This window comes from Streptomyces sp. NPDC034049 (assembly GCF_055575575.1).
In genome coordinates, this window is sequence record NZ_JBVISJ010000017.1 from 1 (window position 1) to 17,654 (window position 17,654).

Below are 17,654 nucleotides of genomic sequence, written 5' to 3' on the forward strand. Positions count from 1 at the left end.
CCGCCTGGCCTTCCTGGACCGGCCCACAGGCCAGGTCATCCGCCGCTACGAACGCGCCCGGCCCGGCGAAATGGTCCACGTGGACGTCAAGAAGCTCGGCCGGATCCCCGACGGCGGCGGCCACAAGGTGCTGGGACGCCAGGCCGGCCGCGCCACCCGCAGCTCCATGGGCTTCGACTACGTCCACTCCGCCGTCGACGACCACAGCCGCCTGGCCTATAGCGAGATCCACAGCGACGAGAAGGCCGACACCTGCGCCGGCTTCCTGCGGCGGGCCGCAGCATTCTTCGCCGCATCGGGTATCGACCGCATCGAGCGGGTCCTGACCGACAACGCCTGGCCCTACCGCAAGAGCTTCGCCTGGCGAGAGGCGCTGGCCGACCTCGGCGCGACCGGGCAAGCTCACCCGCGCCTACCGGCCCCAGACCAACGGCAAGGTCGAACGCTTCAACCGCACCCTGCTCGACGAATGGGCCTACCTACGGCCCTACACCACCAACACCGAACGCACCGCAGCCCTGGCAGACTTCCTGCACACCTACAACCACCATCGCTGCCACACCGCACTCGAGGGCCAGCCACCAATCAGCCGTGTGAACAACGCTGCGGGTCAATACATCTAGCGCCGTTTCGGAAGCGCCACCCGCAGGAGGTCGTGGGCCACGGTCAGCTCCCCCTCGAACCCGGCGGCCCGTGCCTGCCGTTCGAACTCCTCGGGCTCGGTGTACCGCTGGCTGAAGTGGGTCAGCACGAGGTGCCGCACCCCGCAGTCGCGGGCGACGGAAGCGGCCTGACCCGCCGTCAGATGGCCGTGGTCGACGGCGAGTTCGATGTCCTCGTTCAGGAACGTCGACTCGATGACGAGCATGTCGGCCGCGTCGGCGAGGGCGTAGACGCCGTCACAGAGCCGGGTGTCCATGACGAACGCGAACCGTTGTCCGCGCCGCAGTTCACTGACGTCGTCGAGCCGGACGGCACCGATGGCGCCCTCCCGCTGGATCCGTCCGATGTCCGGCCCCTTGATCCCGTGTGCGGCGAGCCGCTCGGGCAGCATCCGGCGTCCGTCGGGCTCGACGAGGCGGTAGCCGTAGGACTCGACGGGGTGCGAGAGCTTGCGTGCGTCGAGCGTGTAGGCGGGGGTGGTGACCAGTACGCCGCCCTCACCCTCGACCGGCGCCTCGATCAGCTCGACCGTCTCCCGGTAGGCGGTGGCGTACCGCAGCCGGTCGAAGAACCGCTGCCCGGAGCGCGGGTAGTGCGCGGTGACGTCGTGCGGGACCCGGTCGAGGTTGATCCGCTGGATCACGCCGGCCAGCCCCAGCGAGTGGTCGCCGTGGAAATGGGTGACGCAGATGCGGTTCAGGTCGTGCGCGGCGACCCCGGCGCGCAGCATCTGCCGCTGGGTGCCCTCGCCGGGGTCGAAGAGGAGCCCCTCGGCGCCCCAGCGGAGCAGATAGCCGTTGTGGTTGCGGTGCCGGGTCGGGACCTGGCTGGCGGTGCCGAGGACCACCAGTTCACGTACGGACACGGCTCGTCACCCGGGGGGCCACTGCAGGCCGCGGCCGCCGACGACGTGGGCGTGCGCGTGGAAGACGGTCTGGCCCGCGCCGGTACCGGTGTTGAAGACGATGCGGTAGCTCTCCAGCTTGTCCTCGTCCGCGACGACCTGGGTCTCGCGCAGGACGTCCGCGGCGAGGCCGGGGGCGGCGGTGGCGAGTGCGGCGGCGTCCGCGTAGTGCGCCTTCGGGATGACCAGGACGTGGGTCGGTGCCTGGGGGTTGATGTCCCTGAACGCGACCGTCGTCTCCGTCTCCCTCACGATCGTCGCGGGGACGTGTCCCGCCACGATCTTGCAGAACAGACAGTCGTCCTGCGGCTCCCCAGCCATACGTCGCCTCCCAGCCACCGGTGATCGCCTACCGGGGCATGCTATCGCCAGGGGGCGTTGTCGCGGTGCGGGTGCGTTGTCGGGTGCGGGTGGGTGGGGCTTCTCGCGCAGTTCCCCGCGCCCCTGAAAGGCCTCCGGCCTTTCGGGCCGAAAAGCACGGGGCGCAGCCCCTGCTTTTTCAGGGGCGGGGGGGGAACTGCGCGACCAGCCCCCACCGGACCCGCACCCGACAACGCCCCCCCGGCCCCTACGACTCGGGCAGCGCGGGTGCCACCTTCGCCGGCGTCGACTCCAACCCCTCCAACGCGATCCGGATCGCCTCGTCAAGCTGGGGGTCACGCCCCGCCGCGTGGTCCTGGGGCGCCTGCACGACCTCCACGTCAGGATCGACCCCGTGGTTCTCGACGCCCCACCCGTACCCCTCCAGCCAGAACGCGTACTTCGGCTGTGTCACGAGCGTCCCGTCCACCAGCCGGTAGCGGCTGTCGATCCCGACGACCCCGCCCCACGTCCGCGTCCCGACCACCGGCCCGATCCCGAGCGCCTTGATCGCCGCGTTGACGATGTCCCCGTCGGACCCGGAGAACTCGTTGGCGACGGCGACGACGGGCCCCCGGGGCGCGTCGTCGGGGTAGCTGCTCGCCCGCATCCCGCGCGGCAGGTCCCATCCGACGATCCGCCGGGCCAGTTTCTCCACCACGAGCTGGGAGGTGTGCCCGCCCCGGTTCTCCCGGACGTCCACGACCAGCCCCTCCCGTGCGACCTCGATGCGCAGATCGCGGTGGAGCTGGGCCCAGCCGGAGCCGACCATGTCGGGCACGTGCAGGTACCCGAGGCGGCCGCCCGACTTCTCGTGGACGTACGCCCGCCGGTCCGCGACCCACGCGTGGTACCGCAGGGGCTCCTCGTCGGAGATGGGCACGACCACGGGATGCCGGAGGTCACCGCCGCCGGCCGGCAGCACGGTCAGTTCGACGGCCTTGCCGGCCGTGCCGACGAGCAGCGGTCCGGGTCCGGCCAGCGGGTCGACCGGCTGTCCACCGACCGCGAGGATCGCGTCCCCGGCGCGCACGGCCACCCCGGGCGCGGCGAGCGGCGAGTGCGCGTCCGGGTCGGAGGTCTCCGACGGGAGCACCCGGTCGATGCGCCACACCGGGGTTCCCTGGGGGCCGTCCTCGTGCCGGGAGACGTCCGCGCCGAGCAGGCCCTGCCGCCGGTCGCCGGAGCCGCCCCGGCCGCGCGGGGTGACGTAGGCGTGGGAGGTGCCCAGCTCGCCCTGCACCTCCCAGAGCAGGTCCACGAGGTCGTCATGGGTGGCCACCCGTTCCAGGACGGGCCGGTAGCGGTCCAGCACGCCGGACCAGTCGACGCCGCCCAGGTCGGGCCGCCAGAAGTTGTCCCGCATCAGCCGGCCGGTCTCGTCGAACATCTGGCGCCACTCGGCGGCCGGGTCGACGGTCCGCCGGATGCGCGAGAGGTCGACCGTGACGTTGGAGTCGCTGTCGTCGTCGCCCGAGGCGCGCCGGTCGCTGGGGACGACCTTGAGCTTGCCGTCGGTCCACAGCAGGACCCGTTTGCCGTCGCCGCTGACGGCGAAGTGATCGGCGTCGGACGCCAGGTACTCCAGGCGCCGCTGGGCGAGGTCGTAGCGCTCCAGGGAGGTCTTGGGGTCCGGGTCGTCGGGGGTGGCCCGCAGGTGGCCGAGGACGCCGGTGACGGGGTGGCGCAGCCACAGCACACCGTCCTTGGCGGCGCGGAGCGTGGAGTAGCGGGCGGCCTCGACCGGGAAGGGGACGATCCGGTCGGCGAGCCCTTCGAGGTCGATCCGGGTGGCGGGGGCGCCCTCGCTGTCCGGGGTCTCGTCCTTGTCGGGTGCCTCGAACGGCCGGCCGTGGCGCTGCGGTCCGAAGGGGGACGGGGTGGTCGCCGCGAGCGTGATCAGGTGCGGGCGGGCGCCGCTGACGAAGTGCAGGTCGAAGACGTGTTCGTCGTAGACCGGATCGAAGGCGCGGGCGGAGAGGAAGGCGAGGTGCTTGCCGTCGAGCGTGAACGTCGGCGAGAAGTCCTGGAAGCGCAGCGGGGTCGCCTCGGTGACGGACAGGTCGGCGGTGTTGGCGAGCTTGAGCTGACGCAGCGGGCGCGGGCCCGGGTGCGACCAGGCGAGCCAGGCGGAGTCGGGCGAGAAGACGAGCCCGGTCACCTCGCCGTCCTCGCTGCGGTCGACCTCGCGCACCTCGCCGGTCTCCCGCTCGACGAGCAGCACCCGGCCGTCGTCGGCGGCGACGGCGACCCGGCTGCCGTCGGGGGCCACGGCGAGCCCGAGGACGCGGCCGAGCTGCCCGGCGGCGAGCCGGCGCGGCGTGGCACCGGGACCGACGCCGGTCGCCGGGGCGAACTCCAGCGCGTCGTCGCCCTCCGCGTCCGTCACCCACACCACCCACTCCTCGCCCTCCACCCGGAAGGTGCGGGGCAGCCGGGCCCGTACGCCGTCCTCGGCGGCGAGCGCGCGGGCGGGGCCGGAGCGGTGGGTGATCCAGTGGATCGAGCCGCGCACGGAGACGGCGCTGCCCCGGGCGGTGTGGTCGGGCGAGGCGGAGCCGAGCCAGCGGGAGGCGTTCACCGGGAACGGCTGGAGGTCCACGCGCTGTCCGCCCAGCCGGATGTCGAGCCTGCGCGGCTCGGCGCCGTCGAGGTCGTCCAGCAGCCACAGCTCCCCGGCGGACGCGTACACGACGCGGGTGCCGTCAGTGGCCGCGTGCCGGGCGTAGAAACCGTCGATCGGGGTGTGCCGGCGCAGGTCGGAGCCGTCGGCGAGGGAGGAGTAGAGCGCCCCGACGCCCTCGTGGTCGGAGAGGAACGCGATCCGGTCCCCGACCCACATCGGGTATTCGAGGTTGCCGTCCAACTCGGTGTGCAGACGCTCGAACTCCCCGGCGCCCCCGTCGGCCCGGTCGATCCACAGCTTGCCCGCGGTGCCGCCCCGGTACCGCTTCCACCAGGCGGCCTCGCGGCCCATCGGCGCGGACAGCAGCACGGTGGCGGGGCCGTGGGCGACATCGCCGACGGGCCCGTAGGGGAGGGTGGTGGCCGGTCCGCCGTCGAGGGGCACGGCGCGCGCCCAGCTGCGCCGCAGGCTGGCCTCGCCGTGGGTGCTGAGCGCGAGGACCTGCCCGTCGGGCGTCCAGCCGCGCACCTGGGTGCGCCAACTCCCCCAGTACGTCAGGCGCTTGGCCGAGCCGCCGTCGACGGGCGCGATGTGCACCTCGGGCGCGCCGTCCCGGGTGGAGGTCCACGCGACGGTGGTGCCGTCCGGGGAGATCCGGGGATGGTTCACGGGTACGTTGTCCGCGCTGACCCGCCAGGCACGGCCGCCGTCCAGAGGCGCGACCCACACGTCGTCCTCGGCGGTGAAGGCGACCAGGTCGCCGTGCAGGTGCGGATACCGGAAATACGCGAGCTGAGTCACCCAGTTACTTTATGCAGCGTTCGGTCTGATGGGGAGGGGTTTGGATCATGTCCCTCGCACCGGGCCCGAGTTGCCCCGGGCCGGGCCTCACTTGCCCTCGGGCACGCATGCCGGGTCCTTCTGGCACCAGATGGTCTGGGTGACGGTGACCGTCACCGTCGGCCCCGGCCGGTCCGGGTCCGGCTGTCCGGCGCTCGGCGTCGGGGCGGGCGCGTCGCAGTTGCCGAGCCCCTCGACGTGGAACCACTCCTTGCCGCCGACCTTCGCGGTCAGATCCCCGCGTACGCACCTGCCGTTGACCTCTTTGGTCACCTTCCCGGTGACCTCGATGTCCCGGCCCTCCTTGTCCTCGCCGGTGCAGTCGACGTCGGCGACGGTGTTCACGGACGCGGACGGCGCGCCGGACTTCTTGTCGTCGCCCTGCCCGCCACCACCGCCGTCGCCGTCGTACGACGCCGTGCAGGTGAGCCACCGCACGTCGAGGCCCTCCCGCTCCAGCTCCTTGGTGGCGAGCTGGTCGGTGGTGAACGCGACCGCGCCGGTGTTCAGCCCGCCGCCCTCGCAGGCCACCAGGCCCACGACCGCGCAGACACCGAGCCCGGCTCCCAGCAGGAGCCGGCGCCCACCCGTCCGGTACGCCCTGAGACGCTTCCATGCCCCCATGCCCGGCAGCCTGCCACCGCCCGCGGCGGCACGGAAGACCGCGTGCGGCCGTGCCACCGGGACGGGGGACCCGGGCGGGGGACACCGGCGGGGGGCGTCAGCCGCTCATCAGCAGCCATTCCTGCAGCTCGACCAAGTTCCCCTCGGGGTCCTTGAGATGGGCCACCCGCATCCGGTCGGTCATCTGTGCGGGTCCGTGCAGAAGCCGCACGCGGAACGAGGTGATGCGCTCGCAGTACGCGTCGAGGTCGTCGACGCGCAGGACGACCAGCGACCGGTGTCCGTTCGCCGCGTCGGCCAGCTCCCCGAGCACCTCGGCCATCATCGCCCGGTCCTGCAGCGCGATCCCCGCGGACCCGACGGCCGGGCTGAACTTCTCGTACGGCCCGTCGACGGCCCCGGACTGCGGCTTCAGCCCGAGCACATCGGCGTAGAAGCGGTAGCACACGGCGAAGTCGGAGACGAGCAGCCTTACTTGGGCGAGTTCCACGATGCTCCCTGAGGGGTCGGGGACACGGTCCGGACCAGGGCGGTCAGGACCAGCGTCCGGTGCGGCCCAGCAGCAGCGCCCCGGCCGCCGTCCCGGCGGTCGACGTGCGCAGCACACTGGGCCCGAGTCGGTACGCCCCCGCGCCCGCCTCGCCGAAGAGCGCCAGCTCCTCCGGCGACACGCCCCCCTCGGGCCCCACGACGAGCACGATCTCGCCGGCCGTCGGCAGCTTCGCCGTGGCCAGTGTCTCGTCGCCGCTCTCATGCAGGACGGCGGCGAAGTCGGCCTTCGCCAGCAGTGCCGCGACCTGCTTGCCCGTGGCCGCGTCCGCGACCTCGGGGAACCGCGTCCGGCGGGACTGCTTGCCCGCCTCCCGGGCGGTGGCCCGCCACTTGGCGAGCGCCTTCAGCCCCCGGTCGCCCTTCCACTGGGTGATGCAGCGGGAGGCGGCCCAGGGCACGATCGCGTCGATGCCGACCTCGGTCATGGTCTCGACGGCCAGTTCGCCCCGGTCACCCTTGGGCAGCGCCTGGACCACGGTGATCCGGGGCTGCGCGGGCGGCTCCTCCCGCAGGTCCCCCACATCCATGACGACCAGCCGGTCCTTGCCCTCGGCGGCCTTCACCACGCCTTCCACCCACTGGCCCCGCCCGTCGGTGAGGACCACGTCCTCACCGGGCCGCAGCCGCTTCACGGAGACCGCGTGTCGCCCTTCGGGGCCGTCGAGCACGATCTCCGAGCCCCGGCCGTCGAACCGGTCGACCACGAACACGGGTGCGGTCATCGCCCCTCGCTCCCGGCCTGACCGCCCTGGCCGCTGCCGACCCGCGCCGCGGCCTGCTCGTCCTGTGCGGCGGCGATCTCGGCGGCCAGCACCTCGACCAGTTTCCCGGCGGGCAGCGCGCGGGCCATCCGGTGGCCCTGCCCGGCCCACAGCGCCATGCCCTGGGCGTCCCCGGCCTTCGCGGCGGCCTTGCGCAGCGGCGAGGTGAGGTGGTGGACCTCCGGGTAGGCCACGGGCGCGTACGGGCCGTGCTCGCGCAGGAACCGGTTGACCAGGCCCCGGGCCGGACGGCCGGAGAAGGCCCGGGTCAGCTCGGTGCGGACGAAGAGCGGGTCGGTCAGCGCCTGCTTGTGCACGGCGTGCGCGCCGGACTCGGCGGTCGCGAGGAACGCCGTGCCGAGCTGGGCCGCGCTCACGCCGGCGGTGAGGAGGGCGGCGATCTGGCTGCCGCTCATGATGCCGCCGGCCGCGACCATCGGCAGCGCCACGGCCTCGCGGACCTGGGCGACCAGCGAGAGCAGCCCGATGCCGGCGCGGTCGCGCTCGGGGTCGTCCCGGTGGGTGCCCTGGTGACCGCCGGCCTCGACGCCCTGCACGATCACGGCGTGGGCCCCGGACCGCTCCACGGCCTGCGCCTCCTCCGCCGAGGTCGCGGTGACCAGGGTGAGCGTGCCCTTGCGGGCGAGGGACTCGACGACCTCGGGCGTCGGGCAGCCGAAGTGGAACGAGACCACGGGCACCGGGTTGTCGAGCAGCACGGCGAGCTTGGCCTCGTAGCCGTCGTCGCGTCCGCTGTCCGGGTCGCCCAGCTCGGCGTCGTACCAGGTGGCCTCACCGGCGAGCTGCTCCGCGTAGACCTCGACGGCGGCGGGCTCGGCATACTCCGGTTGCGGCATGAAGAGGTTCACGCCGAAGGGGCGTGAGGTGAGCGCCCGGAGCGCCTTGATCTCCTGGTACATCCCGTCGGCCGTCTTGTACCCGGCGGCCAGGAATCCCAGCCCGCCGGCCTCGGACACGGCGGCGGCCAGCCGCGGCACGGACACACCGCCCGCCATCGGGGCCTGCACGATCGGGAGCGGGACGAGATCGGTCAGTGCGGAGGACATGACGGCATGGTGCCATGCCCTCCGGGTGGAGCCGAATCGGGTACGGGGGGTTGTTCGTCGGGTGCGGGTGGGTGGGGGCTGGTCGCGCAGTTCCCCGCGCCCCTGAAAGACCAGGCCCTGCGGGCCTGAAAAGCACGGGGCTCAGCCCCTGCTTTTCAGGGGCGCGGGGAACTGCGCGAGAAGCCCCACGCAGCCGCACCCGACGACGCACCCACTCAGCGCGCCCGCCAACACACCCACTCAGCGCCCGTTGAACGCGTCCTTCAACCGAGAGAACAAGCCCTGCTGCCCCGGCTGGAACTGCCCCGTCGGCCGCTCCTCACCCCGCAGCGCGGCCAGCTGCCGCAGCAGCCCCTCCTGCTCGGGGTCCAGCTTCGTCGGCGTCTGCACCTCGACGTGGACGATCAGGTCGCCCCGCCCGCCACCGCGCAGATGCGTGACACCGCGCCCGTGCAGCGGGATCGACTGCCCGGACTGCGTCCCGGGCCGGATGTCGACCTCCTCCAGCCCGTCCAGCGTCTCCAGCGGCACCTTCGTACCGAGGGACGCCGCCGTCATCGGGATCGTCACCGTGCAGTGCAGATCGTCGCCGCGCCGCTGGAACATCGGGTGCGGCAGCTCGTGGATCTCGACGTAGAGGTCACCGGCGGGACCGCCACCGGGCCCGACCTCGCCCTCACCGGCCAGCTGGATCCGCGTGCCGTTGTCGACACCGGCCGGGATCTTGACGGTCAGCGTCCGCCGCGACCGCACCCGCCCGTCGCCCGCGCACTCGGGGCACGGGTTGGGGACGATCGTGCCGAAGCCCTGGCACTGCGGGCAGGGCCGGGAGGTCATGACCTGGCCGAGGAAGGACCGCGTGACCTGCGAGACCTCACCGCGGCCCCGGCACATGTCACAGGTCTGGGCGGTGGTGCCGGGAGCGGCCCCCTCGCCACTGCACGTCGTACAGACGACGGCCGTGTCGACCTGGATGTCCTTCGTCGTGCCGAAGGCCGCCTCGTCGAGGTCGATCTCCAGCCGGATCATCGCGTCCTGTCCCCGGCGCGTGCGCGAGCGGGGACCCCGCTGCGACGCCGTGCCGAAGAACGCGTCCATGATGTCCGAGAAGTTGCCGAAGCCACCGGCGCCGAAGCCGCCCGCGCCTCCGCCGCCCGCCTGGGACAGCGGGTCGCCACCGAGGTCGTAGACCTGCTTCTTCTGCGGGTCCGACAACACCTCGTAGGCGGCGTTGATCTCCTTGAACCGCTCCTGGGTCTTCGGATCGGGATTGACGTCCGGGTGCAGCTCGCGAGCGAGCCTCCGGAACGCCTTCTTGATCTCGTCCTGAGACGCGTCGCGGCGCACGCCGAGCACGGCGTAGTAGTCCGTGGCCACTTAAGACTCCGCCAGGATCTGTCCGACGTACCGTGCCACCGCTCGTACCGCTCCCATCGTTCCCGGATAGTCCATGCGCGTAGGTCCGACCACGCCCAGCTTCGCTACTGCCTCGCCGCCCGAACCGTAGCCGACGGAGACGACGGACGTGGAGTTGAGTCCCTCATACGCGTTCTCATGACCGATGCGTACGGTCATGCCCGAATCCCCGGCCTCGCCAAGCAACTTGAGGAGGACGACCTGCTCCTCCAAGGCTTCCAGAACGGGCCGGATGGTGAGGGGGAAGTCATGTCCGAAGCGGGTGAGATTGGCGGTTCCGCCGATCATCAGCCGCTCCTCGCTCTCCTCGACGAGTGCCTCCAGCAGGGTGGAGAGCACCGTCGTGACCGTGCCGCGGTCCTCGACGTCGAACGCCTCCGGCAGGTCCTCGACCAGCCGGGGCACGTCGGTGAACCGGCGGCCCGCGACCTTGCTGTTCAGCCGGGCGCGAAGATCCGCGAGTGACGTTTCTCCGAAGGGCGCCGGGCAGTCCACCAGCCGCTGCTCCACCCGTCCGGTGTCCGTGATCAGCACGAGCATCAGCCGGGCCGGGGCCAGCGACAGCAGCTCCACGTGCCGCACGGTCGAGCGGGTGAGCGAGGGGTACTGCACGACCGCGACCTGCCGCGTCAGCTGCGCCAGCAGCCGCACGGTCCGCGCCACGACGTCGTCCAGATCGACCGCGCCGTCCAGGAAGTTCTGGATGGCGCGCCGCTCGGGCGGCGTCATCGGCTTGACGCCGGCCAGCTTGTCGACGAAGAGCCGGTACCCCTTGTCGGTGGGGATACGGCCCGCGCTGGTGTGGGGCTGGGCGATGAAACCCTCGTCCTCCAGCGCCGCCATGTCGTTGCGGACGGTCGCCGGGGAGACCCCCAGGTTGTGCCGCTCCGTGAGCGCCTTGGAACCGACCGGCTCCTCGGTGCCCACGTAGTCCTGGACGATGGCGCGCAGCACCTGGAGCCTGCGTTCACTGAGCATCGCGCACACCTCCAGCTCGCTCTTCCGTGACTCCCCCTTGGCACTCACCCCGGGCGAGTGCCAGCACTCCCCGCCCAGTGTACGGCGGTGGGGTACGCCCCCGGCAAGGCCGGTCCAGCCATGTCATGCCGACGTGTACGGACGTGTCCGGCGATGTCGGGCCGCTGTCCGACCCCTGCCGGGCCACGTCGCGGCCCACTTCCTACCCACGGGTACGCGGCGACGGACGGAGCACCTACGACGGACCGTCCTCACCTCCTGCCGCACCGCCCTGCATGCCCCGCTTCAGCGGCGGACGCCGACCTACAGCTAGCGTCGGTGCATGACGGTGACTTGGGAAGAGTGCGGGTGGCAGGGATTGACGCCACGGGTCGGACGGTGCCGCCTTCCCGGCTGGGACTGCACGGTCGGGCTGGTGGCCGGGGACGGTGCGGCCCTCATGATCGACGCGGGTTCCAGCCTGCGGGAGGGCGCGCGGTTGCGGACCGAGGCGTGCCTGCTGCTCGGTGGCGCTCGTGTGACACATCTCGCGCTGACCCACCCCCACTTCGACCACGTCTTCGGGGCGGCCGCGTTCGCCGGGGTGGAGGTGTTCGGGGCGGTGGGCGTCGACGGCGTCCTGTCCCGCGACCGTGACGCCCTCCGCGCGGACGCGGTGCGCCACGGCCTGCCCCCGGCGGACGCGACCGAGGCCGCCGACCTCCTCGTGCTGCCGCGCCACCGGGTCTCCGGGGAGTGGACGCTCGACCTGGGCGGCGGTCATCGGGTGCTGCTGGCGAACGTGGGGCCGGGGCACACCGCACACGACCTGGTGGTCCTGGTCCCGGGCACGCCGGCCACGGCGGGGGCCGCCGGTTCGCCGGAGGTCGTGTTCTGCGGGGACCTGGTGGAGGAGTCCGGTGAGCCCCAGGCCGGTCCCGACGCGGTCCCGTCCCGCTGGCCGGACGCGCTGGACCGACTGCTGGCCCTGGGCGGCGAGGACGCGCTGTACGTGCCCGGCCACGGGGCGGTGGTGGACGCGGCGTTCGTCCGCGCCCAACGCGACGCGCTGGCACGGCGCTTCGGCGTGTCGGACTGAGTACGGGGTTTCCGGGCGCCGCTTCTCCTATCGTCATCCGAATGCGCCAGTACTCACCCGACCTGACCCCTCCCTGGAAGAAGCCCAAGCCGGTTCCCGAGGTCCCGGCCGACCCCGGACTGGTCGTCGAGGAGCCCACGACCGGCTTCTGCGGCGCGGTCGTCCGCTGCGAGGCGGGCACGGTGACGCTGGAGGACCGCTTCGGCAAGCACCGTGTGTTCCCGCTGGAACCCCGGGGCTTCCTGCTGGAGGGGCGGGTGGTGACGCTGGTCCGGCCCACGTCCTCGGCCCCCGTCCGCCCCACCCGCACCGCCTCCGGCTCGGTGGCCGTCCCAGGGGCCCGCGCGCGCGTGGCCCGGGCCGGACGCATCTACGTCGAGGGCCGCCACGACGCGGAACTCGTCGAGAAGGTCTGGGGCGACGATCTGCGCGTCGAGGGCGTGGTGGTGGAGTACCTGGAGGGCGTGGACGACCTGCCCGCGATCGTCGCGGACTTCGCGCCGGGGCCGGACGCGCGGCTCGGGGTGCTGGTCGACCACCTGGTCCCGGGCAGCAAGGAGTCCCGTATCGCGCAGTCGGTGACCAGCGAGCACGCGCTGGTGGTGGGGCACCCGTACATCGACATCTGGGAGGCGGTGAAGCCGTCGTCGGTGGGCATCACGGCGTGGCCGCGCGTGCCGCGCGGGCAGGACTGGAAGACGGGGGTCTGCCGGGCGCTGGGGTGGCCCGCCGAGAACACGGGGGCGGTGTGGCAGGCGATCCTGGCCCGGGTGGACTCCTACAAGGACCTGGAGCCGGAGCTGCTGGGCCGGGTGGAGGAGCTGATCGACTTCGTCACGGCGCAGCCGTGAGAGGAGGCAGCGTGCCGAACCTGCTCGTCTCCAACTCGATCCCGACGCAGGGCAACGGCACCGGGTCCCCGAACTTCCGAGTCCGCTTCGACTGGTAGTCCGCGGAGACACCGCTTCCGGTCGGTTCCGTCAGCACCAGGCACTTCGCTTCGAACGGATCGATGATCAGGTAGACGGGGACACCCCCCGCGGCGTACAGCGAGCGCTTCTCCACATAGTCGCGATGGACGCTGGTCCTGGAGACGACTTCGACCAACATCGTGACAGCGGGAGCGGGTACGAGCCGACCTGGGCTGTCGTCCGCTCCGATCTCCAGGACCACGAGATCTGGCTGGGGCTCGCTGTCCTCACCCGGAAAGGCCACGTCCTGAGTCTGCAGCCGGTCCCACAGATCGGAGGGGATCTGATCCCGCACTGCCTGCACGATGCGGTTGTGGACCTTGTCGGGTCCGGCCATCAGCACGATTTCCCCCCGGATGAGCTCAGCCTTGAACCCCTCGGGAACCTCAAGGCTCTCGAAGGCCTCATGCACTCGGCGATCATCCACAGCGGTCATCTCCGTGGCCCTCCGCTCCCTGCCGCCGTAAGTACGGCGGCAGCCAACGAACCAGGTTAGGTACCGAACCGGCGTTCCGCACCGATTCATTCACCAGAGTGATCAGTCCACCAGGTCCCGCACCACCGCGTCCGCCAGCAACCGCCCCCGCAGCGTGAGCACCGCGCGGCCCTCGTCGTACGGGCCCGGCTCCAGGAGGCCGTCCGACAGGGCGCGCCCGGCCGCCGCGAGGCCCTGCTCGCGCAGCAGCGACAACGGGCACCCCTCCCGCAGCCGCAGCTCCAGCAGGATGCGCTCGACACGGCGGTCCTCGTCCGACAGGAGCTCACGCCCGGCGCCCGGCGACTTTCCCGCCGCCAGCGCGCCCGCGTACGCGCCGGGGTGCTTGACGTTCCACCAGCGCACACCGCCGACGTGGCTGTGGGCGCCCGGCCCCGCGCCCCACCAGTCCGCGCCGCGCCAGTACAGCTCGTTGTGGAGGCAACGCCCGGCGTCGGAGGTGGCCCAGTTGGAGACCTCGTACCAGTCGAACCCGGCGGCCGAGAGCATCTCCTCGGCGATGAGATACCGGTCGGCGTGCACATCGTCGTCCGTCATCGGCACCTCGCCCCGGCGGATGCGCCGCGCCAGCTGCGTGCCCTCCTCGACGATCAGCGCGTACGCCGAGATGTGGTCCGGCCCGGCGCCGAGCGCGGCGTCCAGGGAGGCCCGCCAGTCGTCGTCCGACTCCCCTGGCGTGCCGTAGATCAGGTCCAGGTTGACGTGGTCGAAGCCGGCGGCACGCGCCTCCGCGACACAGGCCTCGGGGCGCCCCGGCGTGTGCGTACGGTCGAGGATCTTCAGGACGTGCTGGCGGGCGCTCTGCATCCCGAACGACAGACGGTTGAAGCCACCCGCGCGCAGGGTCTCCAGATAGGCGGGGTCGACCGACTCCGGGTTCGCCTCGGTCGTCACCTCCGCGTCGTCCGCGAGACCGAACTCCTCCCGGACCGCCCCCAGCATCCGTACCAGGTCGTCGGCGGCCAGCAGGGTGGGCGTCCCGCCGCCGACGAAGACCGTACGGACGGGGCGCGGGTCGTCGCCGAGGACCTTGCGGGCGAGGCGGATCTCGTCGACGACGGTGTCCGCGTAGTTGTCGCGGGAGGCGAGGACGCCGCCGGTGCCGCGCAGCTCGGTGGCGGTGTAGGTGTTGAAGTCGCAGTAGCCGCAGCGGGTCGCGCAGTACGGGACGTGGAGATAGAACCCGAGGGGACGCTCGGCCGCGTCGGCCAGGGCGTGCGCGGGCAGCGCCCCGTCGTCGGGGACGGGCTCACCGTCGGGGAGTGCGGAAGGCATGCCTTCCATTGTCCAGCAACGCCGCCGGTCCTCGGTCCGCCCTCGATCCGCCCTCGATCCGCCGTTGTGACGCTCCTGCTCCGGCCCTGCTCCGGCCACTACTCCGCCCGCAGCACCAGCAGCGCCAGATCGTCGTCCGGTGGGCGTTCCCCGAACTCGTGGACGAGCCGGCGGATGCGCTCGGCGATCAGCTGGGCGTCGAGGCCGGCGCAGCCGGAGAGCGCGGTGGCGAGGCCGTCCCCGTCGTCGAACATGCGGGGGCCGCTGCGCCGCTCGGTGACCCCGTCGGTCACGCAGAGCAGGGTGTCGCCGCGGCGCAGCTCGAACGTCTCGGAGACGTACTCCGTGTCCTCGATCACCCCGAGCAGGGTCTGCGGCTCGGCCACGGTCCGGACGTCGCCGTCGGGCCCGAGGAGCAACGGCAGCGGGTGGCCGGCGGAGGCGAGGGTGCAGCGGACGCCGCCGGGGACGGGGACGAGTTCGCCGTAGAGGAGGGAGAGGAAGCGGGTCTGGGGGCCGTCGGGGTCGACGAGACCGGGGTCGCCGGCCGTGACCAGGGCGCGGGCGGCGGCGTCGGCGGCCTCGGTCGCGTCGTCGAGGAGGAGCTGGTTGAGGCGGTCGAGCACGTCCGCCACGCCGTAGCCCTCGCGGGCGAGCAGCCGCAGCCAGGGGCGGGCGAGACCGATGACCACGGCGGCCTCGGGGCCCTTGCCCTGGACGTCACCGATGGCGAAGCACCAGCGGCCACGGCCGGCGGGGAACAGGTCGTAGAAGTCGCCGCTGGGTCCGCCCTTGTCGCACGGCTCGTACACCAGTGCGCTCGACACTCCGGGGATCTCGGCGACCGCGCCCGGCAGCAGGCCGCGCTGGAGCACGCGGCTGATGGTCGCCTGGCGGGCGTACTGGCGGGCCGCCCCGATCGACAGCGCGATGCGTCGGCTCAGGTCCTCCACCAGCCCGGTCACCTCGTCCGGGAACCGCAGCAGCCCGGCCCGCCCGATGACGAGAGTCCCGAGCGGCCGCCCCCCGGCAATCAGCCGATAGGCAAGCGCGGCCCCACCTGCACACTCCCGCGCCGCCTCGCTGCCCCACTCCCGCACGGCCTCGCTGCCCCGCTCCCGCACGGTCTCGCCGTCACGCTCCCGGGTCGGCCGGCTCTCGCGCCCGCGCACGATCCCGCTGTCGCACTCCGGCGCCGCCCCGCCCTCACACTCCGACGGGGCCTCGCCGCCACACTCCCGGGCCGCCCCACCGTCGCACTCCGGCGCCGTCCCGCACTCGCGCCCACGCACGGCCCCGCTGGCGCACTCCGGCACCGCCCCGCCCTCACACTCCGACGGAACCTCGCCGCCACACTCCCGGGCCGCCCCACCGTCGCACTCCGGCGCCGTCCCGCACTCGCGCCCGCGCACGATCCCGCTGTCGCACTCCGGCGCCGCCCCGCCCTCACACTCCCGCGCGGCCTCGCCACCACACTCCCGGGCCGCCCCACCGTCGCACTCCGGCGCCGTCCCGCACTCACACGCGCGCACGGCCCCGCCGTGACTCAGCCCGGCCGAACCGCCGTGTCGTTCCCCGGCCGAACCGCCGTCCCGCGTCCCGCCCGACCCCGCCGCGGCACCCTCGCCGTCCGCCGGCGCACCCTCGCCGTCCACTGTCGGCCCCCTGGCACCCACCGCGGTCGGCCGGTCCCCGGCGGCCGGCTCCGGCCACGGCACCGGTACCGCTCTGGACCGCACCGACTCGGGCAGTCGCGGCGGGTTCTTCTCCAGGGCCCGGCGCAGTTCCTCGATGCGGTTCTCGCTGCCGTGCCAGACGCGGGCGAGCCGGGGCGCCGGGCCGAGCGAACCGTCACCGCCGCGCCAGCCCAGCCCCTCGTCCTCCAGCCACACCGCGCACCAGTCCGCCAGCCTCGGCACCAACAGCTGCCCGGCGAGCGCGGCGACCAGGTCCTCGTCGAGCTGTCCGGCAAGCAGATCGGACGCCTCGGCCAGGAAGGAGAGCGCGCCCCGGTTCAACCACTCCCGGTCGCGCTCCACCCCGAGCCGGGGCACGGGGGCGACCAGGTCGACCGGGTCCGGTCCCTGCTCGGGGACCCCTTCGTCGCCGTGTCCGACGCGACCGGCGTACGCCCGCGCACCCCCGATTTCCCGCGCCTCCGCGCCCCTCGCGTACGCCCGCGCACCGCGGACTCCCCGCGCCTCCCCGTCGCCGGCGGCCGCCGGCACGCGCCAGTCGGCCCCTCCCCCGCCCTCCTTGACCGCCCCGTCGCCCTCGGACCCCCCGGCCTCCCCGACCTCCCCGTTCCCGACGGCCCCCGAGATCCCCCCGGCCTCCAGCCCCGGCACGTCGCCGCCGTACGCCCCGAACGCGTCCTCCACCGCCATCGCCCCGTCGACCGACAGCCGGGCCCAAACGGTCTTCATGCCGGTCCGGTAGGTGATCCCCCACGCCTCGGAGAGCGCCGCGACGAGGCGCAGGCCACGTCCGTACTCGGCGGCCCCGTAAGGCTGTTCGACGAGGTAGGGGCGTTCGGCACCCTCGTCCCGTACCGCCCTGGAGGGATGGTGGTCCGAGACCTCGACCAGCAGCCACCCGGCGGAGGCGGGGTCGTCGCGCCCCAGACGGCACAGCAGTTCGACGTCCGTGCCCGCGTGGACGACCGCGTTGGTGACCAGCTCACTGACCACCACGAGGGCGTCCTCGACGAGGCGGGCGGAGAGGGCCGTGGCGCCCGGCAGATCGAGCTCGGCCCACTCCCCGAGCGCGGTGCCGACGAAGCGCCGGGCGGCTCCCGGCGCGAGCGGTCCCCCGGGCAGCGACACGCGCACCACCGCGCGCCGGTCCGCGCCCGCGTACGCGGCTCCGGCAGACAGCGCGTCGGCCCCGACGCGCGCGGGCGCGTCGGGCGCACAGGACGCGGTCTCCCGTTGCGTCGGAATGGCCCCCACTGAGCGGCTCCCTGAGAAAGTTCGGACGAATAGGCCTCAGGCGGCACGGACAGAGTGACAGACTGACCACGCCCATAAGCGCCGAGTTACCG

The 17,654-nt window shown here is 73.1% G+C and carries 14 protein-coding genes and 1 pseudogene; 3 read left to right on the forward strand and 12 right to left on the reverse strand.

Annotation, left to right across the window (positions count from 1 at the left end; genetic code table 11):
* A pseudogene (locus ACZ52C_RS35060) lies at positions 1-623 on the forward strand (integrase core domain-containing protein); the annotation flags it as partial.
* On the opposite strand, the gene ACZ52C_RS35065 reads toward ACZ52C_RS35060, so the two are convergent.
* The 9 genes from ACZ52C_RS35065 to hrcA form a co-directional block, all read right to left on the reverse strand.
* Positions 620-1,528 (reverse strand): ribonuclease Z, encoded by a 909-nt coding sequence (locus ACZ52C_RS35065; RefSeq protein WP_469078588.1) that lies wholly within the window; start codon positions 1,526-1,528, stop codon positions 620-622. The pseudogene ACZ52C_RS35060 and the gene ACZ52C_RS35065 sit on opposite strands and share 4 nt — an antisense overlap.
* A 6-nt stretch (positions 1,529-1,534) precedes the next feature.
* On the reverse strand, positions 1,535-1,888 hold the full coding sequence (locus ACZ52C_RS35070; RefSeq protein WP_469078589.1) for an HIT domain-containing protein: 354 nt from the start codon (positions 1,886-1,888) through the stop codon (positions 1,535-1,537).
* A 247-nt stretch (positions 1,889-2,135) separates the two neighbouring features.
* On the reverse strand, positions 2,136-5,354 hold the full coding sequence (locus ACZ52C_RS35075; protein WP_469078590.1) for a S41 family peptidase: 3,219 nt from the start codon (positions 5,352-5,354) through the stop codon (positions 2,136-2,138).
* 87 nt (positions 5,355-5,441) lie between these two features.
* Positions 5,442-6,017, reverse strand: a complete 576-nt coding sequence (locus ACZ52C_RS35080; protein WP_469078591.1) for a hypothetical protein — start codon at positions 6,015-6,017, stop codon at positions 5,442-5,444.
* A 97-nt stretch (positions 6,018-6,114) separates the two neighbouring features.
* Complete coding sequence (locus ACZ52C_RS35085; RefSeq protein ID WP_329899426.1) at positions 6,115-6,507, reverse strand: VOC family protein; 393 nt, start codon at positions 6,505-6,507, stop codon at positions 6,115-6,117.
* Between the two features lie 43 nt (positions 6,508-6,550).
* A complete protein-coding gene (locus tag ACZ52C_RS35090) occupies positions 6,551-7,291 on the reverse strand; it encodes a 16S rRNA (uracil(1498)-N(3))-methyltransferase (RefSeq protein ID WP_469078592.1) in 741 nt (246 codons plus the stop codon).
* A complete protein-coding gene (locus ACZ52C_RS35095) occupies positions 7,288-8,397 on the reverse strand; it encodes a nitronate monooxygenase (protein WP_469078593.1) in 1,110 nt (369 codons plus the stop codon). The genes ACZ52C_RS35090 and ACZ52C_RS35095 overlap by 4 nt, the downstream gene beginning before the upstream one ends.
* A gap of 240 nt (positions 8,398-8,637) precedes the next feature.
* A complete protein-coding gene (dnaJ, locus tag ACZ52C_RS35100) occupies positions 8,638-9,774 on the reverse strand; it encodes a molecular chaperone DnaJ (RefSeq protein ID WP_045557494.1) in 1,137 nt (378 codons plus the stop codon).
* A complete protein-coding gene (gene hrcA / locus ACZ52C_RS35105) occupies positions 9,775-10,791 on the reverse strand; it encodes a heat-inducible transcriptional repressor HrcA (protein WP_028796968.1) in 1,017 nt (338 codons plus the stop codon).
* Positions 10,792-11,113: 322 nt separating this feature from the next.
* Here hrcA and ACZ52C_RS35110 point away from each other — a divergent pair, with 322 nt between their 5' ends.
* Positions 11,114-11,869, forward strand: coding sequence for an MBL fold metallo-hydrolase (locus ACZ52C_RS35110; RefSeq protein WP_469078594.1), 756 nt, complete (start codon positions 11,114-11,116; stop codon positions 11,867-11,869).
* A 41-nt stretch (positions 11,870-11,910) separates the two neighbouring features.
* Positions 11,911-12,720, forward strand: a complete 810-nt coding sequence (locus ACZ52C_RS35115; RefSeq protein ID WP_469078595.1) for a DUF3097 domain-containing protein — start codon at positions 11,911-11,913, stop codon at positions 12,718-12,720.
* On the opposite strand, the gene ACZ52C_RS35120 is transcribed toward ACZ52C_RS35115, so the two are convergent.
* The 3 genes from ACZ52C_RS35120 to ACZ52C_RS35130 all read right to left on the reverse strand — a co-directional run bounded on the left by ACZ52C_RS35120 (position 12,704) and on the right by ACZ52C_RS35130 (position 17,562).
* A complete protein-coding gene (locus ACZ52C_RS35120; RefSeq protein ID WP_469078596.1) occupies positions 12,704-13,276 on the reverse strand; it encodes a Uma2 family endonuclease in 573 nt (190 codons plus the stop codon). The genes ACZ52C_RS35115 and ACZ52C_RS35120 overlap by 17 nt on opposite strands.
* 102 nt (positions 13,277-13,378) lie before the next feature.
* Entirely contained in the window at positions 13,379-14,611 is a 1,233-nt protein-coding gene (gene hemW / locus ACZ52C_RS35125; RefSeq protein WP_469078597.1) for a radical SAM family heme chaperone HemW, read from the reverse strand.
* Between the two features lie 98 nt (positions 14,612-14,709).
* Positions 14,710-17,562, reverse strand: coding sequence for a SpoIIE family protein phosphatase (locus tag ACZ52C_RS35130; RefSeq protein WP_469078598.1), 2,853 nt, complete (start codon positions 17,560-17,562; stop codon positions 14,710-14,712).
* Positions 17,563-17,654 lie beyond the last annotated feature (92 nt).